The sequence below is a fragment of the Hallella multisaccharivorax DSM 17128 genome (assembly GCF_000218235.1).
Taxonomy (GTDB): Bacteria; Bacteroidota; Bacteroidia; order Bacteroidales; family Bacteroidaceae; genus Prevotella; species Prevotella multisaccharivorax.
The window spans coordinates 965,830-990,896 of record NZ_GL945017.1 but is presented as its reverse complement, the minus strand read 5'-3'; the positions used below and the strand labels follow the sequence as shown (position 1 = coordinate 990,896).

The following is a 25,067-nucleotide window of genomic DNA, read 5'->3' as shown; positions in this document are numbered from 1 at the left end:
CTATAAACTATCAATGATAAAATAGGAAGAACAATGAAAACGAAATATTTGCTAATATTACTGATGGTCATACCATTACTATCCTGTAATGACGGTTTCCTTGAGAAAATGCCCAAGACTGACCTAACCGAGAATAACGCCTTCACATCATATGACAACTTTAAGTCATTCATGTGGCCTTGCTATGCCATCTTTACCGACGGTACCATAGGTACATCCTTGGCATCCTGGGGAGAGTATGGCCAATATCGGAGCGATATGGATGCCGGTTACCTGGAGTCAAAATACTCCACCGGCTTCAACCGCTTTGCTTTTCAGACAGTGGCAAGTGTAGCATCAGGTAATGGCTGGAGCTTCTCCAACTACATCCGTAGGACAAATATCATGCTTTCTCACTTAAGTAACAACAACATGACGGTTGCAGAGCGTAATCACTGGAGGGCTGTTGCGTATTTCTTTCACTCTTACTGGTATGTAGAACTCGTGAGTCGCTTTGGTGATGTGCCATGGGTGAACACTGTTCTGCAGGCAAATGACAACGCCGCATATGGTCCAAGGATTAACAGAAGGACTGTAACCGACTCTATCATGGCACGTTTAAAATGGGCTGAAAACAACATTGGAGATTTCAAAGCCAAAGACGGAGTCAATACCATTGACCGCGAATGTATCCTTGCCCTGATCTCCAGATTTGCACTGCGTGAAGCCACATGGCAGAAATACCATGAATTAGGCGACTATGAGTCATTACTGAGAGAGTGTGTAAGAGCTTCGGAACTATTAATGAACGAATACCCTATACTCTATAAAGGAACCGATGGACAGCCAGCTGCAGGTTATGGTGAGATGTGGACCACTGACGACCTTAGCAAGATTCCTGGTGTCATTCTCTACAAACAATATGTGCCAGATCTGAGTCAGCATGATATGAGCTATATTGAGCGCACCTCATCACACTATGTAGAGATGAATAAGAATACTGTCAACCTCTTCCTAATGAAGAATGGACGACCTGTCTCGAATGTTGCTTCCGGTTACCATGGTGACAAGACAATGTATGACGAGTTCCGCGACCGTGACCCGAGACTCTATCACAACGTTCTGCCTCCATATAAAGTGGCAGCGGGGCAAGGTTCTGAAGGCTATCGAACTTGGCATTTTACAGATAATGTCACTGACCGCGAATACATCAATATCATGGGGAAAAATGAGAGCTGTAGCAATCCTGGCGTTGGCATGAAACGCCTGCCAGACCAGAATTGGGGAGCGAACCTGGTGCCAGAGATACCAAGACTGGGTACTGGTTCATTTGTCAGTTGCCGTTCAGGATATTACTTTTGGAAAAATACAGATAACTGGGAGAAGAATTTCAACAATGGCGCTTTGAATGTCTCCGACAAGCCGATCTTCAAAATTGAGGAGGTACTTCTCAATGAGGCAGAGGCCAAATATGAGTTAGGTGAATTTGACCAATCCATTGCTGACAGAACCATCAATAAGTTACGTGACCGTTCAGGAGTAGCTCATATGGTGGTAACAGACATCGACGATAGTTTCGATCCGGCACGCGGGCGCTGGTATCCCAAGGGAGATGAAAAGGGTAAATTGGTTGAGCCTGTCCTTTGGGAGATCCGCCGAGAGCGCATTGTTGAACTGATGGGCGAAGGCTTTGGCTTCTATGATGTACGCAGATGGAGGATGGCACCCTGGTTTCTGAATCGTCCGACTGTCGGAATTCACACAACGAAAGCACTGGCTAAGTCTGCCGGGCTGACGCTCTATAATGAAAAGACTGGCACCTCAGACGGCAATAGTGGAAAGTTGACCGATGGTAATGTCTTTCTCTTTAATAATCCGGTGGCTGAAGGCAAAGGATGGCTGGAGAAGTATTATCTCTACCAGATCCCAACGACGGAAATGGTTCTCAACAGTCAGCTCAAACAAAACCCAGGGTGGGAATAGACTATCAAATCAAATAATAATGAATACCCGAATACCGATTCTTTTAGGGGCCTCCATGCCCCTTGCCGCTGTGGCCGGCATACGACACAAAGTACAGACACAGCGTCCGAACATCATCTTCATCATGTGCGACGACATGGGCTACGGCGACTTGCACTGCTATGGACAGCCCTACATCTCGACTCCTAACATTGACCGACTTGCCAATGAGGGCATGCGCTTCACGCAAGCCTACGCTGGTGCCCCAGTGAGTGCGCCCTCACGCGCCAGTCTGATGACGGGACAACACACAGGACACACGCTGGTGCGCGGCAACAAGGAGTACTGGCAGGATGCGCCCATGGTGAGTTATGGACAAAACAAGGACTATGCACGAGTGGGACAGATGCCTTACGACCCACGGCACATTATTTTGCCGGAGGTAATGAAGGCCGCGGGCTACCGTACAGGACTCTTCGGCAAGTGGGCAGGAGGTTATGAAGGATCCTGCTCTACACCCGACAAGCGGGGTATCGATGAGTTCTATGGCTATATCTGCCAATTCCAGGCCCACCTCTATTTTCCTAATTTCCTCAACGAGTACAGCCGCAGCCAGGGTGACACGGCTGTGAGCCGTGTGGTCTTGAAGGATAACATCCGTTGGCCGATGTCGGGACCAGACTATTTCAAGCGGACGCAATACTCTGCCGATCTCATTCATCATAAAGCGATCGATTGGATTGGCAAGCAAGACGACAGCCATCCTTTTGTGGGCTTCTTCACCTATACCCTGCCACATGCCGAGTTGGCACAACCAGACGACTCGCTGTTAGAGGGTTACAAGCGGCGATTTTTCATCGACAAAACCTGGGGCGGACAGCCTGCCTCACGCTACAATGCCGTGGAGCATACCCATGCTCAGTTCGCTGCCATGATCACGCGCTTAGATACATACGTCGGGGAAATCATAGCTGAACTCAGACGGAAAGGGCTCGACAAAAACACCATCGTCTTCTTCACCAGCGACAATGGCCCGCATGAGGAGGGTGGCGCCGACCCCGCATTCTTCGGACGTGACGGTAAACTGCGCGGACTGAAACGTCAATGCTACGAGGGCGGTATTCGCATCCCCTTCATCGTTTGGTGGCCAGGACACGTTGAGGCCGGAAAGGTTAACGACCATCAGTTAGCTTTCTACGATATAATGCCGACCTTCTGTGAGTTAGCCCACATGAAGAAAATCCACAGCTTCGACGGCATCTCCTTTGCCCCTACGCTCTTAGGACGTACCGGACAGCGGCGGCATCCCTGGCTCTACTGGGAGTTTAGCGAGACTGACCAAATGGCCTTACGCATGGGCAACTGGAAGATGGTTGTAGTGAAGGGCAAGCCGCGACTCTACGACTTGCATACCGATCTGCACGAGGATCACGACGTAGCGGATTTGCATCCCGACATTGTCAAGCAAATGGTGATCATCATTCTGAGCCAACACCAAAAGAGTCCAGACTACAAAGTGACACTTCCGACACCATAATCATCACAGGAGGGTACGCCAAAGTTTTAACTTTTGACACACCCTCAACAAAATCAATTATATTTGCATTGCTTATGTACAAACATTTGATTTCAGAGCAAAGCTACACAATTTCCGTGATATTACAAAACGGAATGAATAGAAGATTCGCACTTGATAGTTGAATCCACCTATTTCCTTCTTGATCTGGAGCGTTCCTTCGATACAATGAGCCACGGCAAGCTCATAGAAGTACTCTCCCGAACAATATGGGAGGGGAGAGTTGCATCGCCTATACACATATATATCTTCGAAGCGGTGTGTGATGGTAAGCGAATTGTTCGTGGAGAGCAAGAAAGGCACGCCGCAAGGCAACTATTTAGAAAGCGATGTTAAGCCCAACCTCCACCGTAGTGTAAGTTTTCCTGATAGGGACGATAGGATCTGTGTCATAGATGAGGCGGTAGGCACCATTGATGCCAATTTTCGGTGTTATGTTATATTTCAGGTCTACAGCGCCTCCGAAGCGTGCTGCCTTGAAGTAGCTGTCAGGTTTAGCCTGATGGATGGCTGTGGTTGTCAGCTCCCAATGGTCACCTAGATGATGCTTACAACTGACAGACAGATGAGTCTTTATACTACGGCTGTAAGCGTGAAGCTGAGCCGGGGCGGGAGAGGGGTCTTCCCACTTCTCAAACTCGTAAAATAGTCCGACGGCGGCAAACATGAGAAACTTCTCTTTGTTTACCAGCCTGTGGCGTGACTGTAATCCCATGGAAATCTTGTACTCCATGCCACGGCTCTCGGCCCACTGTGACTCTGCATAAGGATAAATCTCAAAGGCATGACTTAGTAAATAGCGGTATTCAGCGTGTACGTAGCCGCCGCTTACCGTAACCTTCTTGCCATAGGTAGAGAACTCCAGTTTGTTGATCAGGTTAACGACACGCCTGTGCTTGATCAGCAGGTTGAGATTGGCTGTATTCTTGAGTGTGAGCACGTTTTCCTTTTCTGTCTTGAAGTCTAATACCGGTTGCAGTGATCCCTGTATGGTTTTCGTACTGTCTATATTCATCGTCATATTCTCCGAAAAGAGCATCTGTGAATAAGTGGGAAGATGAAATAGAAATGCCGATAATAGGACGAAAAGTAATTTCTTTTTCATGGGTTTTCGTCTTCTTGGAAAGTATACTCTTATAACCTTTACGAACAGGCACTCTCACCTGTCCGTAAAGACATAATAATAAGGAGAACCGGCAAACTTGTCTGTTCTCCTACCTGAACATGATTATCACACGCTGTTATTTGTCAATGATTTGAACTCCTTTGTTCAATTTATCAATCTGGGCCTGGAGCTTGACCATCTTCTTTTCCATCTTACTCATATTCTTCTGGCTCTTGGCAAGTTTCTTATTGACGGATTTTGTCTCCTCAAGTTTCTTCACCGTATCCTTTGCCTGCTTTACAGTGGTTGAAGGATCGGATGTCGTGAAATCTGCCGTGGCAGAATTTGCATCGGCGTTGACACTGGCAGCCTTGTCGCTGAGGGCATTGTAGGTAGCTTTCTCTTTCTCGTAGTCAAGCTGAAGCTTATTCAACTTTGCTGTTAAATCGAGCACCTTCTGTTGCTCCTTCAGATTGTTGACCGTGGCAGCGTTTTGGGAAGAGCCAGTGATAACTGACATAGCCATTATTCCCATCAATAATAATCTTTTCATATTTTAAATCTATTTAGAATTGCGCTGCAAATATACATATTTATTTTGAATAAACAAACATTTATCCTTGTTTTTTAAACTATCTCACTAAAATAATCAGGGGAAATAGTCAGGAAAGTCAAAGTGACCCAGCCGTCAGGCCCCGCCTTCCCTCACGTCCGGCCGGCTTTGGGTGGACTTAAATAGAGCCGGCTGTATTTCTGAACCTGCAAAAAAATATATTTTTATTGCTCTGAAGACGGAGCTACCCTAATGTGGTAGTACGGAGAAGGATGACTTCTTTAGCTTGTTTCCTTGTATATATTAGTCGGAAACATTAATTTTGCACCAATTTGTCTTATATAATAGACAGATAAATTAAAATTAAAAAAGATGATTGAATTGTTGCAGCCCTATTGGGCTATTGCCGTAAAGCTTATTACGGGAATGATTGGAATTCTGGCTTTCCTGCGCATAACAGGCAAAGCGCAGATGGGACAACTGACACCGCTCGACACAGTGAGCGCTTTCGTAATCGGCGCACTGGTCGGTGGTGTTCTGTATAATCCGGATATGACAATATGGCATCTTATCTTTGCCCTGGCAATCTGGACGGCATTCAACATGCTTGTCCGCTTTGCCATGCGTTCGTCGATGTTGCGCCATCTTATTAAAGGAGAGAGTGTGTTCCTCGTGAAGGATGGTATCATCAACTTCAAGAATTTCAAACGAAACAGTCTTGAAATGGAACAGTTCCGATTGATGTTAAGGCAGAAAGGAATCTTCTCCATGTTCGATGTCGAGGATGTACTGTTTGAGGCAAATGGTGCCGTTACGGTACTTTCGCCAGGTCAGACTACATATTCCTTCCTGCTCGTCAATAATGGAGAAATCGTAGAGAGCAGCCTTGCTCAGTGTGAAAAGTCACAGACGTGGGTGGTTCGTACCATCAAGCGCAACGGCTTTGACGGTCCATCAAAACTGTTCTGCATGGAATGGACACCCCGAAAAGGTTTTTACTTTGTTACGTTTGAGGGACATGTAAAGCGTGGGAAAGAAGAGATAGATGCAGATGAAATCGATCCTGACAACGCACAGGTATAGTCCCTCCATGACCATTATACTGAAAGGTAAGTCTGGACTGATTATTACAATACAAGACCTCTGTAAAACTCTTCTGTGAGATTTTTTTAAGGAATGCAACTTATTGATGGTCCATTTTATACTGTTTCGAAGTAAATAGAGTTTTGCAGAGGTCTCGGTACAGGAAAATCCTTTCAGCTCTGTTCAGTTCACCACCTGGCCCTGCCCAGCAAAAGTGGTGGGAGACCGGTGAGCGGCTCCCGTTGTCCAGGTACGTATCAATCCTGCTGACTCTCCACGACTTTTCCGTCAAAGAGGCGGATGATGCGATGGGTCTGCTCAGCGTCATGCTCATTGTGGGTTACCATAACAATAGTGGTACCTTCCTGGTTGAGCTCTGTGAGCAGCCGCATCACCTCGGCACCGTTTTTCGAGTCGAGGTTACCGGTAGGCTCATCGGCAAGGATGAGCTTCGGACCGAAGACCACGGCGCGGGCGATGGCGACGCGCTGCTGTTGTCCGCCCGAGAGCTGATGAGGGAAGTGCTTGGCGCGATGCGAGATATTCATGCGCTTCATCACTTTCTCCACTTTCTTCCTGCGCTCGCTCCTGGGAATGCCGAGGTAGGTCAGTGGCAGGGCAATATTCTCCTCTACATTGAGCTCGTCGATGAGGTTGAAGCTCTGGAACACGAAGCCTATCCGCCCTTTACGCAGGGCCGTGCGGTCGTTCTCCTTCAGCGATGCCACCTCTTTGTCACCAAGCCAGTACTGGCCGCTGGTGGCGTTGTCGAGCAGACCGAGAATGTTGAGCAGCGTCGACTTGCCACAGCCCGACGGTCCCATGATGGCGACGAACTCACCGTCGTTCACCTCAAAACTCACTTTGTCCAATGCGATCGTCTCCACCTCGTCGGTGCGGAACGTTTTTGATAAATCCTTTACTTTAAGCATATTCTTACTTTTTTATATCGTTCTTTTGTTTATTCGTCTTTCAGGTATTTCACCGGGTTGTCATTCGCCACACGATGGCAGTTCAGCATCATGGTCACCAATACGATGAGCAGGATAACGATCATCACAATCAGGAAGATCCAGGGCGAGAGCGTGATGCGCTGCGTGAAATTCCGCAGCCACTGGGCAGCAATCATCCATGCGCCGACAGCCCCCACTGCCACACTCAGCGCAGCCAAAGGCAGCATGTTCCCGATGAACATCCGCAGGATGTTCGTCACCGTGGCACCGTTCACCTTTCTGATAGCAATCTCTTTGCTGCGGCGGCTCACCTCGTCGCTTGTGTAGCCCACAAGCCCAAAGAGGGCAATGATGAGCACCACAAGTCCACCCACAAGGATACCATTGCGGAAGTTCTTCTGCTGGGTGTACTGATTGCCGTATTCCACGGCATAGCTTCTCACATAGATCTTCTTGCCGGGGAACATCCGCTCGGCTTTCTCCTGCATGCGTTGTATCAAGTCAGGTGTGAGGTTGTTGGTCTTGACCAGCATATTCTCCTCCGTGTGAGGACTGTAGAACAGCATCGAGGGCCTGTTCATATCGTCGGCATGATTGACTCCACCGAGCTGTATGTCGTGATACACGCCTACAATGGTCATCGCAGGATGGAGCGAGTCGCAATGCTCAGTGATGGAGATGTGCTTGCCCACCACGCCGTCTTTCCAGTGCGCCATGGTGGCAAGTTTGCGGGCAAAGGCCTGATCCACCATCACCTGCCAGTTACTGTCGGATCGGTCGGTGAAAAAGGTGCCTTGCACGATGGGCAGATTCATCAACCGGAAGAAGCCTCCGTCCACACTGTAAAGGTCGGTAGCGTTGAACCGGCTCTTCGGACTGCCTGGCAGCATGACATCGTTGCCGGATCCGAACCACTCATCGATAGGCAGCTGGTGGGCAGAGGCAGTGAGCTGCACTTCCGGCATGCGGCGGAGCTCGGTCAGCAGGTCGTGCCGCTGGTCAGCACTCACACCCTGCACATTGATGATGGCGACATTGCTGTAGTCATAGCCGGGATTGAACGTTAGCACCTTATTATATTGCAGGTTGATCACTGCCAGCAACGAGAGCATCAATCCCACAACGACAAACTGCACGGCAAGCAGTCCCAACTTCCAGTGACGGCGGTTCTCCTGCCAACCTCTGAAAGCGGCTGTCACCAGCGTATGGTTGTAGAGCCAGCCCGGTACCAGGCCGCCCACAGCAAGGACGGCAACGATGATGAGTACGAGAATCCACGAGCCACGATTGAAGAGCAGGATGGTGACGGGTGCTGAGAGAAATGCTCCAATGCTGCCCTTGCACAGCAGGACCAGCACAGCAGCGAGGATGACGGAAAGACCTACATGCACAGTGGCCTCCGTCATCATCTGGCCATAGATGTTCCGTCGCTCGGCACCGAAGCATTTTCTGACCGCCATCTCACGGCTGCGTCCCACGATATTGCTGATGACGATAAGCAGATAGTTCATCACCGAAGAGAACAACAGCACGAAGGCCACGATGCAAAGTATCCACTTCATCATCTTCACGTAAGGGTCACTGGTGTAGTTGTCGTTCAGCGTCTGAAACGTATAGTTGAACTTCACGCCGGCTTTCTGCAGCTCCTTCACAGGCAGGTTGTCCTGCATCATCTTCTGCACGTAGGGCTGCAGCTCTTCGGCATCATGTCCTTTTACCAGTCGGATATAGGAGTGATAAGAGTCGTTTCCCATCCAGTTGTTGCGCCCGTCGTAGGAGAACTGTCCGATGGAGCAGAGCGACAGCAAGGCGTCTTGTCCGTGCAGCGAGGAGCCCCAGGGGAAAGCTTCGTAGACCCCGGCGATGGTGAAGGTCACGCCCGGCGTGTCATCGATGGTGAAATGACGGCCTACCACATTACCGCCGATACGCTTTGCGAGGTCGGAGCTGATGAGCACCTGGTTTTTCGTCGACAGAGCCTGCTTGGCATTGCCCACGAGGATGCGGCGGGGGAAGACATCGAAGAAACAGCTGTCGGCAAGGGTCAGGCCCGACTGCAGGGTGTGCTGATCGTCCATGCGCAGCTGCGTCTCGTCGCCCCAGCAGTTGAGGTAGCGCGTGGCTGCCTCCACCATCGGTGCATAGCGCTTCACGCCCGGCGCAATGGCACCCGAGGTCTGGTTGTACTGCTGCATGTCGGCCATGTCGGCATTTTTGAAGTTTTCCCGAATGATATAAGTGCGGTCGGCATCGGGGAACCACGTGTCGAAAGTTTGTTCATAATACACCTCGGCAATGATGACGAGGCTCACGGCAAGGCCCAGACCCAAGCACACAATCTTTGAAAAGTTGTGTTGACCCCGTCGACCAAGATGGATAAGCGTATTGATAAATGTATACATATAGATGGAAAGAATGGATTTGTCTGTTCATTGAATAATAATCACAGCATGACCAAGGCGTGGTCATCACATGACCACGGCGTGGTCATCATGTGACCAAAGCGTGGTCGCCTCCTTATTCCTGCTGTATATTTTCTGCCGGATTACCTCTGGCAGCCTGCCACGTCTGTATGGCGACGGCGGCATAGCTGACGAGGAAGACGATGGTGGCAGAGACCAGGATCCATGGCCACCACACGATGCGGTGGTTGTACTGGCTGATCCAGCTGCCCATCTGCCACAGGTAGAGCGGCACGGCAATGATGAACGCCAGACCCACATAGCTCATAAACTGGCGGATGAACCGTCGGCTGACCTCGCCGCTGGTGCTGCCGAACACCTTGCGCACGGCTATCTCGCGACGGCGCGACTCAATGTAGTAGGTCGACATGGCGATGAGCCCGAGCATGGAGATGACCACGGCGATGGCGGAAAAGAGTTTCAGAATGGTCGCCACACGCGTCTCCGACTGATAGTCTCGGGCTATCTGCTGGTCAAGATAAGGCGTGTCGAGCTCCAGGTCACCATGAAAAATCTTCTTGAACAACCACAGGATGCTCTCATAGGCTGTCACAGGATCGCCTTGTACCTGTATGGCAGTGCCCCACTGCTCATAGCGCAGACTGTCGCCGTAGATGGCGATGGACAGCGGATGCTGCTCCGAGTCGAGCGTGCGGATGGTGAAGTCGGGCAATATGCCACTGACATTCTCTCGTCTATTACTGTTTACATAATAGAACCGGCTGTTCAGTGGCAGGCCTTCCTCGGCAAGCAACTGTCGGTTGACATATTCATCACCCCCTAAACTGTCCTTCAATCCAGTCAGATGGGTGGCTTTCAGACCAAAAAGTTTCATGAAATGCTTGTCACCATAGATAGTCTGTAAAGAAATGCTTTTCTTGCCATAGGTGAACATATTGTTGTTGCCCCCGTCGTAGGGCGTACCGGCGCATGCTGCGGCATCAACCACCTGTGGCAGTTGGCGTAACCCGTCATACCAGGCATCCACGTTCTTATGGTCGGCTTGGATGGGCACATAAACGATGCTCTTCGTGTTGAATCCCCTGTCGGCGGTAATCATGTGATGAATCTGCCTGGACATGCCAAAAGCCATGGCGATGAGCACAATGGTAGCTGTGTTCTGCACCACGATGAAACTCTTGCCCCACCATCCGCGTGTGCGGAAATGGAACGTACCGCGCACGATGTTGATCGGCTTGGCGCGTGAGATGACGGCTGCGGGCAGCATACCGGCGATAATGCCCAAGACCACCGTAAAGAGCACGAGGGCAAGCACGGCGAGGGGCGAACAGATTAGAGACAGGTCTAAGTCAGTATCGAGGAGCTGTGCAGCGTATGGGGCTGCCACCCACGACAAGACAATGGCAAGCACCATCGACACGCCGCAGAGCAGCATGCTCTCGGCGATGAGCCGCCATACCACGTCGCGTCCCCGTGCGCCCACGAGCCGCCGCATTGCCATCTCGCGTGCCCTGCGGTCGCTGATGGCATTGGTCAGGTTGACATAGTTAAACACGGCAAAGAGCAGAATGACCAGTCCCACAACAAACAACACGTTCACCAAAGTAGGATCACCCAACCGGAAGCTCGCCACACCGTCAAACTTTGTGAAATAGTATTTGCTGAAGGGTGTAAGGGAAGTATGCACCGAAATACTCATATCGGGCTTGAAAATCCAGAAAAACTGCCGCTGATAACTGTCCATGTCGGCGGTCTTGTCCTCTAAGTGTGCGCCCTCCCGTTGCAGGAACAGCAGCTCGGTGCCTGTGGCATTGTTCAACCCCTCAGATGTCTGTGCAGGATTGACAGACGTCATGTGTTCAAAACGCACGATGATATCTGCCTGGCGAATGCTGCTGTGCCCGATAGGCGCGATGACACCGGTGATTCTGAATCGGGAGTTGCCAACCCACTCCAGGCGTTTGCCCATGGCACGCTGTGGTGACCCGAAGATGCGACGGGCGAAATCGTCGGTCACGACGGCGCTGTTGCGGTCGGCAAGTGCTGTGCGGGCATCGCCTAACACCATCGGGATGTCGAGCAGGGAGAAGAATGTGCTGTCAACGAAAAGCATAGGATAGCTGTGAGCCTGATGTCCATTGTCCAGGAAAGAACCCTCGTATATCCCCTTGCCGCCATAGATGGCACAGGAGCTCTCTATCTCGGGATAGCGCGACTTGAAATATTTCTGCAGCCGCCAATGACCACCACTGGAGCGTTCCACAGCACCGTCCTGACTCATGTCCATGCCATAGACCAGGAGACGGTCGGCTTTAGGGTACTGACTGTTGACATGGTATTCCTGCCAGGTGTACACGCCGATGAGGATGACGAACATCATGGAAAGGCTCAGACCGAAGACATTGATGGCAGTGTAGGCCTTATTGCGCGAAAGAAAGATGAAATAACTCTTTAAGCTCATAACTTATCTCAATATTAACTCCTTGTAATCCTTATAACTCTCATAGCCACTCACGATGACGCGCTCGCCGGGCTCCAGACCTTCGAGCACCTCATAGTACTGCGGGTTCTGCCGCCCGATGCGGATGTTGCGTCGGTAAGCCTTCTTGCCGTCCTTGTCGAGCACGTAGATCCATTGTCCGCCGGTGACACTGTAGAAAGTGCCTTTGGGAATGAGAATGGCACGTTTTGAGGCACCAAGCTGCAAGTCGACATAGCAGGTCTGTCCCGTGCGGAGGTTGGCAGGACGCTGTCCGCTGAAGACGAAGTCGATGCGGGACCGTCCGTCCTTCACTTCGGGATAGACTTTCTGTACGGTGAGCACATATTTCCTGCCGTTCTGCTCGAAAGTGCCCGTCAGTCCCGGATGCACACGGTCGATATAGCTCTCGTCAACCTGCGCCTGCACCTTGAAGCCGCTGAGGTCGTTGATGACACCGATCTTCTGTCCGGGCGTGATGCTCTGTCCCAGTTCGATGTCAAGCTGGCCCACCTCACCGTCAATGGCAGAGCGCACCTCGAGTTTTGCCTTGCGCGCCCTGACGAGCTGCACGTTCTTCTGCATTGAGGCAAGGTTGTCCATCATCTGCTCCATCTGCGCCTTACGCAACTGGGAACTCTTCGCCAGTCGCTGACGGATGAGCGTATTGCGCTCCTGCGCCAACTGGTAGTCCTCCTTCGCCTTGAGCAGGTCCTCACGCGAGTTGAGCTGTTCGTTCTGCAGCGCCTGCTGATGGTTGAAAGCGCGCCGTTTTGCCTGCACGTCGATGGAATACTGGGCAGCCTCATTACGATTGTTGAGCTGGTCCTGTGCCAGGGAGAGTTGGGTGTTGCGTAACATGTCCTGCTTCTCAGCCAGCTCGCTCTCGGCATTGAGAATCTCCAGGTCAAGACTGGAATTACTCAGCCGCACGATGACGTCACCTTTATGCACGTGGGCGCCCTCCTCCACCACTTTCCCAGTGACCACACCGCCCTCCTCAGGCGACACCTGCACCACCTGGATAGGGATGACACTGCCGTCAACACTCACGTAGTCGTTGAACTGCGCATCCTGCACCTCGCCGATACTCAGACCCTTGCGGTCCACTTTCAGCGAGGACGTGAAGTTGCTGAGCCCCAGGGCAGCCAGTGCTCCGACAAGCACGATGCTGCCGGCAATCCATGCCCAGTACCTTCTGGGAATGGCGTACTTCTTATGTTCAATCTTGATATCCATAGTCATGTTGTTTTATCGGTTGGCATATTTATTGAAGGACAGCAGGGTGGTGATTTCCGCACGGAATAACGGCTGCCCTTCATAATACGCTACCAGCCGTTGTTTCATGGCATACAGCAGTTGCATCTGCAAGAGTTTGATTCTCGACTGCAACAGGGTCTGCGAGGCAGCATGCAGGTCGAAGGTGGAGAGCATGCCTTCTTCGTATTTGCGGCGGGAGAGATAATAAGCCAAAGAGTCGGCATCAACCTTCTTCTTCATCTGCGCCACCTCCGAGCGATAGCCGTTGCAGTCGGCGGTAGCCTGAGCAAAGTCGTCGTTGAGTTTTCGCCGCGCATCGTCCACGTCGAGCAGTGCTTTCTGCCACTCGCTCTTCGCCCTTCGCGCGGAACGCCAACGGCTCGGAGTAAAGATAGGTATAGAGAGTGAGAGGTAGACGTATTCGCCTAAATTATTGCGGAACTGCGATCCAAATCCGTTGGCAGTGCCTCTTCCCTGAGAGATATTGCGGTAATAACTTGTCTGGAGTCCGCCTCCGAAGGTGAGGCGCGGGAGAAGGTCGGCACGCTGGAGCTTCCAGGCATACTTCAGGTCCTCGGCATGCTGCTCCGCTATTTCCACGTTGTGGGGACCGTGCGGTGTGGCGTCGTTGGAAAGAAGCTTGCTGTTTTCTGCAAGCAGTTGGCCTGTTGTCAGCGGAAGGATACCAGGCTCACACCCCGCGAGACACAACGTGTCAGTGGTGGGGTAGTTCATTTCTGCCTTCAAAGCCAACAGGGCAAGATGCGCCTGATTCTTCTGATGCAGGAGACTGTAATCGTCTTCTGCCACTTGGCTCTCCACCTGTACCACGTCAGGACGTGACTTCTCGCCGAGCTCGAAGAGGCGCCGGGTCTTGTGGAGCAGCGCCTGACTGTCGTTGAGCTTCTCCTCAGCGAGCACCACGCTCTTCTGTGTGTAGACAGCGTCGACAAACTTTGTCATCACGGCGATGGCTTTGTCGTCACCGGCTTTCTGCAACGTTGTCTCTGCCTGTGCCCTGGCGTTCTTAGCACGGTGGAAAGCATTGATGGTCTGTCCACCATCGAAGAGCGCAATGCTGGCTTCAACCGTATAATAGTTGTTGAATGTCGTGATGGTGTTATAGGTGTTGGTCTCCGGATCAATGTTACGTCCCCAGGCATACTGTCCGCTGACCTGTCCCTGCACCGTGGGCAGGAAGTCGAGCCGTGAGGTCTTCACGTCATCGCCGCTCTGCTGCCGGTCTATGCATGCCCGCCTAAGGTCGTTGGAATGAGTGAGGGCATAAGAGATGCAAGAATCCATACTCCATGTCTGCGCTATGGCAGGCATACGTGACATAATCAATAGTACTATGAGAATCTTCTTCATACACTATTTATATACCAATGCCGTGCCAAAAACATAAGTTATTAATTTATAGACCATTACAATTAAATCGCAGATGAGTAAGTGTCTAATTCTTGGACAGTTGCTGTTTGATTATTTGACACGGAGGCCTTATGACGATTGACGCCTAACGAAGAAGAGGATCATTCTCTTTATAAAAATAACCTTCATGTAACTCACCTTTATGTAACTTTTCGTATTTTTGCAGACATGAAACACGGAACCATATTGGTTGTCGACGACAACCGTAACATATTGACCACTGTCCGAATGGTCTTAGAGAACACCTTTGATAAGATTGTCTGCATTGCCAACCCTGGGAATATACCTGCTCGGCTACAAGAGGACAAGCCCGATGTGGTACTGCTCGACATGAACTTCCAAAGTGGTATCAATACGGGCAATGAAGGTATCTTCTGGCTGCATGAGATCAAGCGCCTGCGTCCACAGACACAGGTTATTCTCTTTACGGCATACGCCGATATTGACCTTGCCGTACGCGGTATGAAAGAGGGTGCAACTGATTTTATCGTCAAGCCGTTTGACAATGAGAAGCTCATACAAACCTTAAAAGCAAGCCTCCCCTCTCATTCACCTAAGAGAGAGGAAAAAAATAACCTCACCCACTCAGATGGCAAAATGTTTTGGGGAAAGTCCCCCGCCATGCAAAGTCTGAGACTCATGGTAGAGAAGGTGGCACCAACAGATGCCAACATTCTCATAACAGGTGAAAACGGCACCGGTAAAGAGGTATTGGCACGAGAGATACACCGACTGTCTAAACGCTACATTTCTTCCTCCCCCGTCGGGGAGAACCGGAGAGAGACCTCTTTCCTCCCAGTAGACATGGGGGCCATCTCCGAGACTCTCTTTGAGAGTGAGCTCTTCGGACATGTCAAAGGTGCATTCACCGACGCCAAGAATGACAAAGCCGGTAAATTTGAACTTGCCAATGGCGGCACGCTCTTCCTTGATGAGATAGGTAATCTCAGTTTTGTCCTCCAGGCCAAGCTGCTGACAGCTCTACAAAGACGCTGCATCGTACGAGTAGGTGGGAGCAAGGAGATACCCATCAATGTCCGTCTTATCTGTGCAACAAACAAAGATCTCAACCAAATGGTCGCCAAGGGTGAGTTCCGGGAAGATCTGCTTTATCGTATCAACACCATACATCTTCACCTTCCGCCTCTCCGTGAACGGAAAGGTGATATTGCCACGATGGCGCACCTTTTCCTCAACAAATACGCTACGTTGTACAATAAGCAAGGCATGCTACTCTCCGAAGCTGCCGCCAACGAAATTGAGAAAATGACATGGGCTGGAAACATCCGTGAACTACAGCATGCCATGGAGAAGGCCGTCATTCTTTGCGATGATAATGTCATTCATGCTAAAGACCTTACAAGACAAGAACATATTGGAGACTGTGATTCAAAGGACATGCCTGTCTCGGAAACAAGCTCACTGGCTGATATGGAGCGACAAATGATCGCAAAGACTATCAGAGATTGCCAAGGCAATCTCTCACAAGTGGCGTCCCAACTCGGTATTTCAAGACAGACACTGTATAACAAGATGAAAAAATACGAAATCTGATGATAACAGAAATGGTACTCACCATCGCTCTCTCAGGGTCGTTAGGCCTGAACGTCTGGCTATGGAGGAAGAGGCGAAAGGACGAAAAGAAAACCAGATTCTTATTGGAAGCTATCGACAACGGTGATTACAACTTCCGGTTCTCACAGGAAAGCAAAAATAAAAACGACCGCCAGATGAACACTTATCTGAACAAGATAAGAGATATCTTGAGCCATGCACGTGAAGAGCAGATAGAAAAGGAACGCTTTTATGAATACATACTGGACAGTGTGGACACCGGAATTCTCCTTATCGATGAGGAACATGGATACGTCAGACAATGCAATCAAGCAGCAAGGAAAATGCTGAAACGTACTTCCATCACTTATGTAAAGCAGATAGAGGACAACCTGAGACGCTTCTCCACCAGACACTCTTACACCATACTTAAAGGGAAACGAATGCTAATCATTGGTTTCAATGACATTCATGGAGAATTAGTCAATCAGGAAATAGATGCATGGATCAAACTTATTCGTGTTCTAACCCACGAAATCATGAATACCATCACTCCTATTATATCACTGTCCACAACTTTACTGCCTCAAAGTAAAGGAGAGATGAAGGAGGGACTTACAGTAATCAACAAAACAAGCCGAGAACTGATAAGCTTTGTAGAAAATTACCGCAAATTTACACATGTCCCGCAGCCGCAACCTAAAATATTCTACCTAAAAGCTTTCCTGAACCGACAAATACAACTATGTGCTACAATGTTAAGCACAGAGACGGATGCAGATGAGATAATTCGGCTTAATGTCAGACCAGAGAAATTAATGGTCTACGCGGACGAGACGCTGATTGCTCGTGTAATAAGCAACCTATTGAAAAATGCTCTGGAAGCCACCTACAACAAACAGAGAAAAGAGATTGTCATTAATGCCTTCTCTGATGAAAATGAAAATGTAATCATTGATATCACGGATAATGGAGAAAAGATAGACCCAGAAATAGCCGCCCATGTTTTCGTGCCCTTCTTCACAACGAAAAAGACTGGTAATGGCATCGGCCTGCCCCTTTCACGACAGATCATGCGCGCTAACAATGGTATGCTGGAATTAGCTGACAATGACTCTGGCAAAGTAACATTCAGATTGACCTTCATGTAGAAGAATGCAGTCAATAACACATCATTGAAGAAATGGAATCACTATAACTGACAACCAAAAGAGCCCAGTGAACATTTCTGTCCTCTGGGCTCTTATGAAAGGAGGCAGCTGCCTACTCTCCCGCATTGCATTGCAGTACCATCGGCGCAAGCGGGCTTAACTTCTCTGTTCGGAATGGGAAGAGGTGGGACACCGCCGCAATAACCACCTGATGTGTCTTACGCCATCGCTGACGTGTGTAAGGTGACATAATCGGCAAGCAAAACTGTACCGTCACACAGGGATGCGGCCTGAAGGCCGCTCCGTATACCGGGACTCTCCGCCCACGGAAACATACAAACATACAGTTGAAAACATGAGCCTGATTCGAAAGACATCGGGCTATTAGTACGGCTCGGCTTTGACATCGCTGTCTTTACACCTGCCGCCTATCAACGTCGTCGTCTGCGACGACCCTCTATGGAGCTCTCATCTCGCGGTGGGCTTCGCGCTTAGATGCTTTCAGCGCTTATCCCATCCGGACGCAGATACCCTGCCATGCGCCTGGCGGCACAACAGGTAAACCGGAGGTCCGTCCGTCACGGTCCTCTCGTACTAGTGACGGAACCACTCAAAACTCCTGCGCCCACGATAGATAGAGACCGAACTGTCTCACGACGTTCTGAACCCAGCTCGCGTGCCACTTTAATGGGCGAACAGCCCAACCCTTGGGACTTTCTCCAGCCCCAGGATGTGACGAGCCGACATCGAGGTGCCAAACCACCCCGTCGATATGAGCTCTTGGGGGGGATCAGCCTGTTATCCCCGGAGTACCTTTTATCCTTTGAGCGACGGAGTTTCCATACACGTCCGCCGGATCACTATGCCCCAGTTTCCTGCCTGATCGGCGTGTCTGCCTCCCAGTCAGGCGCCCTTATGCCATTACACTCCTTAAAACCGGTTACCAATCGGTCTGAGGGCACCTTTGGAAGCCTCCGTTACGCTTTTGGAGGCGACCACCCCAGTCAAACTACCCACCAAGCAGTGTCCGCACTTCAAGCGCGTTAGACCTCAGACAGCCAAAGGGCCGTATTTCAAGGATGGCTCCAAAACCACTCGCGTGGCTCTTTCTCAGCCTCCGGCCTATCCTACACATCGGATGACCAAGGTCAGTGCTAAGCTATAGTAAAGGTTCACGGGGTCTTTTCGTCCCATCGCGGGTAATCGGCATCTTCACCGATACTACAATTTCACTGAGATCATGGTTGAGACAGCGTCCGGATCATTACACCATTCGTGCAGGTCGGAACTTACCCGACAAGGAATTTCGCTACCTTAGGACCGTTATAGTTACGGCCGCCGTTTACCGGGGCTTCAATTCAAACCTTCACCTGACAAAGCAGGATGAGCTCTCCTCTTAACCTTCCGGCACCGGGCAGGTGTCAGGCTGTATACTTCATCTTACGAGTTCGCACAGCCCTGTGTTTTTGGTAAACAGTTGCCTGGACCTATTCTCTGCGCCTCATATCGCTATGAGGACCCTTTATCCCGAAGTTACAGGGTCAGTTTGCCTAGTTCCTTAACCATGAATCTCTCAACGCCTCAGTATGCTCTACCCGTCTACCTGTGTCGGTTTGCGGTACGGGTTGTCCTACGGTTAGGCTTAGCGGATTTTCTCGGGAGTCTGATTACCGGCGCTATTGGATTCCACCGAAGAGGAATCCATACTATCAAGTTCGGCTCAAAGTCCGGATTTGCCTGGACCTCTCATCACCTACACTCTTCAACGGGGACTTCCGTCGCCCCGCGGCCGTGCCACTGCTCCGTCTCCACTTCGCCCGTAAGACAAGTGACGGAATATTAACCGTCTCTGCCATCGGATGCGCCCTTAGGCTTATCCTTAGGACCCGACTTACCCCGGGATGACCAGCATTGCCCGGGAAACCTTAGACTTGCGGCGGGGGCGAATCTCACGCCCCTTAGCGTTACTTATACCTACATTTGCGTTTCCAATGTCTCCAGGATCGCTCACGCACACCATTCGACAACATTGGAATGCTCCCCTACCGATACTTTTATTATTTGCTATCCCGCGCCTTCGGCGTCCCGCTTACACCCGATTATTATCCATGCCCTGACCCTCGACCAGTGAGCTGTTACGCACTCTTTGAAGGAATGGCTGCTTCCAAGCCAACTTCCTGGCTGTCACCGGGACTGGACTTCGTTAGACTGACTCGGCGGAAACTTCGGGGCCTTAGACGGCGGTCCGGATTCTTCTCCTCTCGGGGACGGACCTTAGCACCCGCCCCCTTACTGCATGGATGCAGAAACAAAGCATTCGGAGTTCGGAAGGACTTGACAGGCGGTGAAGCCCTCGCGTCCTATCGGTCGCTCTACCTCTTTGTCTTATCTCCACACGCGGCACCTAAATGCCTTTCGGGGAGTACGAGCTATCTCCAAGTTTGATTGGCCTTTCACTCCTACACACACCTCATCCAGAAGCTTTTCAACGCTTATTGGTGCGGACCTCCATCAGGTGTTACCCTGACTTCATCCTGGACATGTGTAGATCACTTGGTTTCGCGTCTACCACCTCCAACTTAACGCACGATAGGTGCGCCCTGGCTAAAAATAAGCCAAAACCGCCCTCTTCAGGCTCGCTTTCACTACGGATGCGTGTCTCATGACACTTATCCTCGCTGGAGACGGTAACTCGTAGGTTCATTATGCAAAAGGCACGCCGTCACTGCTAATGCAGCTCCGACCGCTTGTAGGCGGATGGGTTCAGGATCTCTTTCAACCTTCTTCATCGAAGTGCTTTTCACCTTTCCCTCACGGTACTGGTTCACTATCGGTCTCATTCGAGTATTCAGCCTTGCCGGATGGTCCCGGCAGATTCACGCAGAATTCCTCGTGCTCCGCGTTACTCAGGATACCGCTATGCCTCCCTTAAGCTTCGGATACAGGATTATCACCTTCTATGACGCCGCTTTCCAGCAGCTTCTCCTCACCCTTAGAGTACAATGGCGCGGTCCTACTACCCCAATGATGCGGTGACACATCACCGGTTTGGGCTCTTCCCCGCTCGCTCGCCACTACTGGGGGAATCATTAACTTATTTTCTCTTCCTGGAGGTACTAAGATGTTTCAGTTCCCTCCGTTAGCCCCGGTCCTATAACGACCGGTAAGTCCGAAAACTTGGGTTGTCCCATTCGGATATCCGCGGGTCAAGGGTCATTTGCACCTCACCGCGGCTTATCGCAGCTTATCACGTCCTTCTTCGCCTGAATGAGCCTAGGCATCCACCATCCGCCCTTTCTTACTTTCGAGTCATCTTCCGTCCCATTGCTGAGACTTCAGATGCCGCTCATACTTTCAGCTGTATTGTCTACAGATTAAGTCTCTGTGTAAACTTTTTATTCTATGCAGGCAGTTACAATGTAACTGCGTACACAACTACTACAGTTTTGCTTGTGTCAATATGTCAAAGATCTGTCTCAAGGTAAAAAGCAAGGCACAAAAGAACTCACGTCCTCACTGCTCTCACTCTCCCTCAACGTGGAGAATAACGGATTCGAACCGTTGACCCCCTGCTTGCAAAGCAGGTGCTCTAGCCAGCTGAGCTAATCCCCCGTAGGGAATGAAATAAAGAGTAGTCCCAGGCAGACTTGAACTGCCGACCTCCACATTATCAGTGTGGCGCTCTAACCAACTGAGCTATAGGACTGTCATGCAATTCGCATTGCCGCTCTTCTAAATCATTTAAAACAGATAGCGTAGACAAGAAGCTCCAGGGAAAGGAAACATTCCTGCTTCAAAAAAAGCGTCTCTCCAGAAAGGAGGTGTTCCAGCCGCACCTTCCGGTACGGCTACCTTGTTACGACTTAGCCCCAATTACCAGTTTTGCCCTAGGCCGATCCTTGCGGTCACGGACTTCAGGCACCCCCGGCTTTCATGGCTTGACGGGCGGTGTGTACAAGGCCCGGGAACGTATTCACCGCGCCATGGCTGATGCGCGATTACTAGCGAATCCAGCTTCGTGGGGTCGGGTTGCAGACCCCAGTCCGAACTGAGGGCGGATTTAATGATTCGGGATACCTTGCGGTAACCCTGCTCGCTGTACCACCCATTGTAACACGTGTGTAGCCCCGGACGTAAGGGCCGTGCTGATTTGACGTCATCCCCACCTTCCTCACACCTTACGGCGGCAGTATCTCCAGAGGGCCCAGCACTACCTGATGGCAACTGAAGAAAAGGGTTGCGCTCGTTATGGCACTTAAGCCGACACCTCACGGCACGAGCTGACGACAACCATGCAGCACCTTCACTGAAGCCCCGAAGGGCAGCTCCATCTCTGAAGCCTTCCTCAGCAATTCAAGCCCGGGTAAGGTTCCTCGCGTATCATCGAATTAAACCACATGTTCCTCCGCTTGTGCGGGCCCCCGTCAATTCCTTTGAGTTTCACCGTTGCCGGCGTACTCCCCAGGTGGGATGCTTAACGTTTTCACTTGGCCACATACCCTAAAGGGGCATATAGCGGGCATCCAGCGTTTACCGTGCGGACTACCAGGGTATCTAATCCTGTTCGATACCCGCACTTTCGAGCATGAGCGTCAGTAGCGCTCCCGTCAGCTGCCTTCGCAATCGGAGTTCTTCGCCATATCTAAGCATTTCACCGCTACACGGCAAATTCCACCAACGTCGTGCGTACTCAAGTCAAACAGTTCGCGCTGCAGTGCGGATGTTGAGCAACCGCATTTCACAACACGCTTATCTGACAGCCTGCGCTACCCTTTAAACCCAATAAATCCGGATAACACCAGAACCTTCCGTATTACCGCGGCTGCTGGCACGGAATTAGCCGGTCCTTATTCATGCGGTAACTGCAAAAACATACACGTATGCTCCTTTATACCCGCATAAAAGCAGTTTACAACCCATAGGGCCGTCATCCTGCACGCTACTTGGCTGGTTCAGGCTCTCGCCCATTGACCAATATTCCTCACTGCTGCCTCCCGTAGGAGTCTGGACCGTGTCTCAGTTCCAATGTGGGGGACTTTCCTCTCAGAACCCCTACTGATCGATGACTTGGTGGGCCGTTGCCCCGCCAACTATCTAATCAGACGCATCCCCATCCTAAGGCGATAAATCTTTGCTCCTTTTCAGATGGCCTCATAGGAGCACATAAGGTATTAGACCACATTTCTGCGGATTATCCCTTACCTCAGGCCAGGTTGGATACGCGTTACTCACCCGTGCGCCGGTCGACGACAGCAGAAGCAAGCTCCCGCTTCGTTTCCCCTCGACTTGCATGTGTTAGGCCTGTAGCTAGCGTTCATCCTGAGCCAGGATCAAACTCTCCATTGTAAAATTGTCTATAATGGGTAATGTGTAATGTGATCAAAACACACTACCGTTAGTCTGTTCAGGACGCTTATCCTTTATTGAAGTCGGAAGTAACTAATCAAAATTGATCGGTTCGTTTCTTTTACCCAAGTCATACACAACACCTTCTATATTGCTATATAGCTATATATAATAATGTGTACGACTCGCTTCTTGTACTACTTCTCTGTCTATGTAAATCTTCTCAAAGAACTCTTATCTTTTGTTGCCAACCGGCGTATTTCCGGAAAGCGAGTGCAAAGGTATAGACTTTTACAATACCTGCCAAATATTTCTCCAACTTTTTTGCAAAATTGTTAGGTAATTGATTTATATCAAGGATAGAGATGGCTTTGAAAGGGGGATGGGGTTAATGGGGTTAATGGGATTAATGGGGTTAATGGGATTAATGGGGTTAATGGGATTAATGGGATTGATGGGAATATTCTGGGGAAAAAAGAAGAAGGCACAATGCTGAACGGGCACTGCCATTACAATGAAATGGTGATGCGATTAAACCGTAATCGCGATGCGATCTCACTGTAATGGGACGGCCATTGTTATTGAAACGCATTGGCTGACGTTCGACAAACAATCGTACGGTGTCTTGAACGGATTTAGCTTGTCACGTTCTGACCTTCATAAGAAGTAAAAGACTATGACAAGAAAAACAAAAGTAGCAAAATTCCCGTTATCGGTGAAGTTAGGAGCTATTCGTGACTACTATTCCGACGGCTCGTCAATAACAGCTGTCGCCCGTAAGTGGAACATCGTTCGTACGACTTTATCTAATTGGCTCAAGAGTTGCCCAGTTGATGCAAAAGAGTTATCTTTGCCAATGGAAGTGATAGACCAATATAGAATGAAGCACGCAGAACTGACGAATGAAGAGATCCTTCAAAAGCGCATCTCCGATCTGGAGCAAGCCTTGGCATATGAGAAGATGCGCAGCCGTGCCTTCGAGAAGATGATAGAGATTGCGGAGAAAGAAGAAGGTATCTCAATATTAAAAAAAAGGTGGTGTCAAACAGTAGAGGCGCTGCGGAGTGAATATCCCGATGTTACAGTCGAGACACTCTGCGGACTGTTTGGCAGGAAACGCCAGTGGTTCTACAAGAACAGAGGCAAAGTGATTTCTGAGCGTCAGCGTAGGAAGCTGATATGTGCTAATGTGGAATACTATCGTTGGTTATGTCCCCGTATAGGCTGCGTAAAGCTCTACATTATCCTAAGGGCGGAGTTGGGTGAAGAAATTACTCATGGCCGAGATGCCTTTCTACACCTTCTTGCAGAGGAAGGATACATCTTGCCTAAGCTCAAGCGTAGGTATACGACGGATTCTGACCATCCTTATCATAAATATCCGAACCTCATACAAAGCGTTGATGCTAAGTATGTTAACCACATATGGGTAGCTGATATTACATATATCTGGATAGTGGGTGATGTCTTGTATCTCCACTTGGTAACAGATGTGTACTCGCATGCGATAATAGGATGGTGCCTATCTGAGACCTTGGAGGCAGAGAATACTGTTAAGGCCTTGGAGATGGCCATACAAACGGCTGGGGGAGATAACCTCTGCGGAACGATACACCACTCTGACCGAGGTTCCCAATACGCTTGCTACGCATATGTTGATTTGCTGAGGAAACATCATATTCAGATCAGCATGACCGAACGGTATAATCCGACGGACAATGCTGTTGCAGAGAGACAGAACGGTATCCTCAAAACGGAAAAACTGTATTTGGAGGATATGTTTCTTAACTATGAGCATGCGAAGCTTGGGATAGAGAAAGCCATAGCGTTTCATAACTATCAGCGGCCTCACATGAGCATAGGTATGAAGATTCCGATGAACGTATATCGCTATGAAGAGCCCGGCAAGAATTTATGGAAGAAGACCAACGGCTGTTCTTGTCCGGATGAAAAATAATCCGTAACTTTGGCGAGCCGGAAACAAGGTGAACGACGGTTTTACGCCATCAACACCAAACGTCCGTCGGGGCATCGGGCCCCGACGAACGTTGCCGGAAAGCAAGGCTCACTCAGGTATTATCCATCTTCCCCTGTCAAAACGGCTATGACAAGCCAATCAGTAAGGCAAGGTCGAAGATGACAAGCAAAATAGTAAAGTTGACTAAATATTGACAAGCAATTCAGTAAACCTGGTCGAACTTTGACAAGCGAT

14 protein-coding genes, 2 tRNA genes, 3 rRNA genes and 1 pseudogene are annotated in these 25,067 nt (G+C 50.1%); 8 read left to right on the top strand and 12 right to left on the bottom strand.

Annotation, left to right across the window (positions count from 1 at the left end):
- Positions 1 to 33 precede the first annotated feature (33 nt).
- The 3 genes and pseudogenes from PREMU_RS04475 to PREMU_RS15955 form a co-directional block, all read left to right on the top strand.
- Positions 34 to 1,962 carry a RagB/SusD family nutrient uptake outer membrane protein gene (locus PREMU_RS04475; RefSeq protein ID WP_007573458.1) on the top strand — a complete coding sequence of 643 codons (1,929 nt, stop codon included), beginning with the start codon at positions 34 to 36 and terminating at the stop codon, positions 1,960 to 1,962.
- Positions 1,963 to 2,017: 55 nt separating this feature from the next.
- Positions 2,018 to 3,478, top strand: coding sequence for an arylsulfatase (locus PREMU_RS04470; RefSeq protein ID WP_050796355.1), 1,461 nt, complete (start codon positions 2,018 to 2,020; stop codon positions 3,476 to 3,478).
- Between the two features lie 180 nt (positions 3,479 to 3,658).
- Positions 3,659 to 3,839 (top strand): annotated as a pseudogene (locus tag PREMU_RS15955) (group II intron reverse transcriptase/maturase); the annotation flags it as partial.
- On the opposite strand, the gene PREMU_RS04465 reads toward PREMU_RS15955, so the two are convergent.
- Together PREMU_RS04465 and PREMU_RS04460 are read right to left on the bottom strand one after the other, a co-directional pair.
- Entirely contained in the window at positions 3,837 to 4,622 is a 786-nt protein-coding gene (locus PREMU_RS04465) for a DUF481 domain-containing protein (RefSeq protein WP_007573456.1), read from the bottom strand. The pseudogene PREMU_RS15955 and the gene PREMU_RS04465 sit on opposite strands and share 3 nt — an antisense overlap.
- 136 nt (positions 4,623 to 4,758) lie before the next feature.
- Entirely contained in the window at positions 4,759 to 5,175 is a 417-nt protein-coding gene (locus PREMU_RS04460) for a hypothetical protein (RefSeq protein WP_007573455.1), read from the bottom strand.
- A 372-nt stretch (positions 5,176 to 5,547) separates the two neighbouring features.
- Between PREMU_RS04460 and PREMU_RS04455 the strand changes: the two genes are divergently transcribed.
- Positions 5,548 to 6,258, top strand: coding sequence for a DUF421 domain-containing protein (locus PREMU_RS04455; protein ID WP_007573454.1), 711 nt, complete (start codon positions 5,548 to 5,550; stop codon positions 6,256 to 6,258).
- A 257-nt stretch (positions 6,259 to 6,515) separates the two neighbouring features.
- On the opposite strand, the gene PREMU_RS04450 is transcribed toward PREMU_RS04455, so the two are convergent.
- The 5 genes from PREMU_RS04450 to PREMU_RS04430 all read right to left on the bottom strand — a co-directional run bounded on the left by PREMU_RS04450 (position 6,516) and on the right by PREMU_RS04430 (position 14,744).
- Positions 6,516 to 7,190, bottom strand: coding sequence for an ABC transporter ATP-binding protein (locus PREMU_RS04450; RefSeq protein ID WP_007573452.1), 675 nt, complete (start codon positions 7,188 to 7,190; stop codon positions 6,516 to 6,518).
- Between the two features lie 29 nt (positions 7,191 to 7,219).
- Entirely contained in the window at positions 7,220 to 9,547 is a 2,328-nt protein-coding gene (locus tag PREMU_RS04445) for an ABC transporter permease (protein WP_169311309.1), read from the bottom strand.
- 181 nt (positions 9,548 to 9,728) lie between these two features.
- A complete protein-coding gene (locus PREMU_RS04440) occupies positions 9,729 to 12,095 on the bottom strand; it encodes an ABC transporter permease (RefSeq protein WP_007573448.1) in 2,367 nt (788 codons plus the stop codon).
- A 3-nt stretch (positions 12,096 to 12,098) separates the two neighbouring features.
- Positions 12,099 to 13,352 (bottom strand): efflux RND transporter periplasmic adaptor subunit, encoded by a 1,254-nt coding sequence (locus PREMU_RS04435; RefSeq protein ID WP_007573446.1) that lies wholly within the window; start codon positions 13,350 to 13,352, stop codon positions 12,099 to 12,101.
- 12 nt (positions 13,353 to 13,364) lie between these two features.
- Positions 13,365 to 14,744, bottom strand: a complete 1,380-nt coding sequence (locus tag PREMU_RS04430; protein ID WP_007573444.1) for a TolC family protein — start codon at positions 14,742 to 14,744, stop codon at positions 13,365 to 13,367.
- A gap of 228 nt (positions 14,745 to 14,972) precedes the next feature.
- On the opposite strand from PREMU_RS04430, the gene PREMU_RS04425 reads away from it, so the two are divergent.
- Together PREMU_RS04425 and PREMU_RS04420 are read left to right on the top strand one after the other, a co-directional pair.
- On the top strand, positions 14,973 to 16,358 hold the full coding sequence (locus PREMU_RS04425) for a sigma-54-dependent transcriptional regulator (protein WP_007573442.1): 1,386 nt from the start codon (positions 14,973 to 14,975) through the stop codon (positions 16,356 to 16,358).
- Positions 16,358 to 17,509 carry a sensor histidine kinase gene (locus PREMU_RS04420; protein ID WP_007573440.1) on the top strand — a complete coding sequence of 384 codons (1,152 nt, stop codon included), beginning with the start codon at positions 16,358 to 16,360 and terminating at the stop codon, positions 17,507 to 17,509. The genes PREMU_RS04425 and PREMU_RS04420 overlap by 1 nt, the downstream gene beginning before the upstream one ends.
- A gap of 99 nt (positions 17,510 to 17,608) precedes the next feature.
- Here the strand turns inward: PREMU_RS04420 and rrf are convergent.
- The 5 genes from rrf to PREMU_RS04395 form a co-directional block, all read right to left on the bottom strand.
- A 5S ribosomal RNA gene (gene rrf, locus PREMU_RS04415) occupies positions 17,609 to 17,721 on the bottom strand.
- Between the two features lie 152 nt (positions 17,722 to 17,873).
- Positions 17,874 to 20,817: ribosomal RNA gene (locus PREMU_RS04410) — 23S ribosomal RNA — on the bottom strand.
- Positions 20,818 to 21,047: 230 nt separating this feature from the next.
- A tRNA-Ala gene (locus PREMU_RS04405) sits at positions 21,048 to 21,121 on the bottom strand.
- 20 nt (positions 21,122 to 21,141) lie between these two features.
- Positions 21,142 to 21,215 (bottom strand) — tRNA-Ile (locus PREMU_RS04400).
- Between the two features lie 108 nt (positions 21,216 to 21,323).
- Positions 21,324 to 22,855: ribosomal RNA gene (locus PREMU_RS04395) — 16S ribosomal RNA — on the bottom strand.
- Together the 16S, 23S and 5S rRNA genes with 2 tRNA genes alongside form the textbook arrangement of a ribosomal RNA operon.
- 343 nt (positions 22,856 to 23,198) lie before the next feature.
- Between PREMU_RS04395 and PREMU_RS15225 the strand changes: the two genes are divergently transcribed.
- On the top strand, positions 23,199 to 23,351 hold the full coding sequence (locus PREMU_RS15225) for a hypothetical protein (protein ID WP_169311308.1): 153 nt from the start codon (positions 23,199 to 23,201) through the stop codon (positions 23,349 to 23,351).
- A 180-nt stretch (positions 23,352 to 23,531) separates the two neighbouring features.
- Complete coding sequence (locus PREMU_RS04390) at positions 23,532 to 24,812, top strand: IS3 family transposase (protein ID WP_007573439.1); 1,281 nt, start codon at positions 23,532 to 23,534, stop codon at positions 24,810 to 24,812.
- Positions 24,813 to 25,067 lie beyond the last annotated feature (255 nt).

What these genes read in the sequence shown, in the direction of transcription:
- PREMU_RS04475 (WP_007573458.1), top strand. Translation starts at nt 34, where the DNA reads ATGAAAACGAAATATTTGCTAATATTACTGATGGTCATACCATTACTA.
- PREMU_RS04470 (WP_050796355.1), top strand. Translation starts at nt 2,018, where the DNA reads ATGCCCCTTGCCGCTGTGGCCGGCATACGACACAAAGTACAGACACAG.
- PREMU_RS04465 (WP_007573456.1), bottom strand. Translation starts at nt 4,622, where the DNA reads ATGAAAAAGAAATTACTTTTCGTCCTATTATCGGCATTTCTATTTCAT.
- PREMU_RS04460 (WP_007573455.1), bottom strand. Translation starts at nt 5,175, where the DNA reads ATGAAAAGATTATTATTGATGGGAATAATGGCTATGTCAGTTATCACT.
- PREMU_RS04455 (WP_007573454.1), top strand. Translation starts at nt 5,548, where the DNA reads ATGATTGAATTGTTGCAGCCCTATTGGGCTATTGCCGTAAAGCTTATT.
- PREMU_RS04450 (WP_007573452.1), bottom strand. Translation starts at nt 7,190, where the DNA reads ATGCTTAAAGTAAAGGATTTATCAAAAACGTTCCGCACCGACGAGGTG.
- PREMU_RS04440 (WP_007573448.1), bottom strand. Translation starts at nt 12,095, where the DNA reads ATGAGCTTAAAGAGTTATTTCATCTTTCTTTCGCGCAATAAGGCCTAC.
- PREMU_RS04435 (WP_007573446.1), bottom strand. Translation starts at nt 13,352, where the DNA reads ATGGATATCAAGATTGAACATAAGAAGTACGCCATTCCCAGAAGGTAC.
- PREMU_RS04430 (WP_007573444.1), bottom strand. Translation starts at nt 14,744, where the DNA reads ATGAAGAAGATTCTCATAGTACTATTGATTATGTCACGTATGCCTGCC.
- PREMU_RS04425 (WP_007573442.1), top strand. Translation starts at nt 14,973, where the DNA reads ATGAAACACGGAACCATATTGGTTGTCGACGACAACCGTAACATATTG.
- PREMU_RS04420 (WP_007573440.1), top strand. Translation starts at nt 16,358, where the DNA reads ATGATAACAGAAATGGTACTCACCATCGCTCTCTCAGGGTCGTTAGGC.
- PREMU_RS04390 (WP_007573439.1), top strand. Translation starts at nt 23,532, where the DNA reads ATGACAAGAAAAACAAAAGTAGCAAAATTCCCGTTATCGGTGAAGTTA.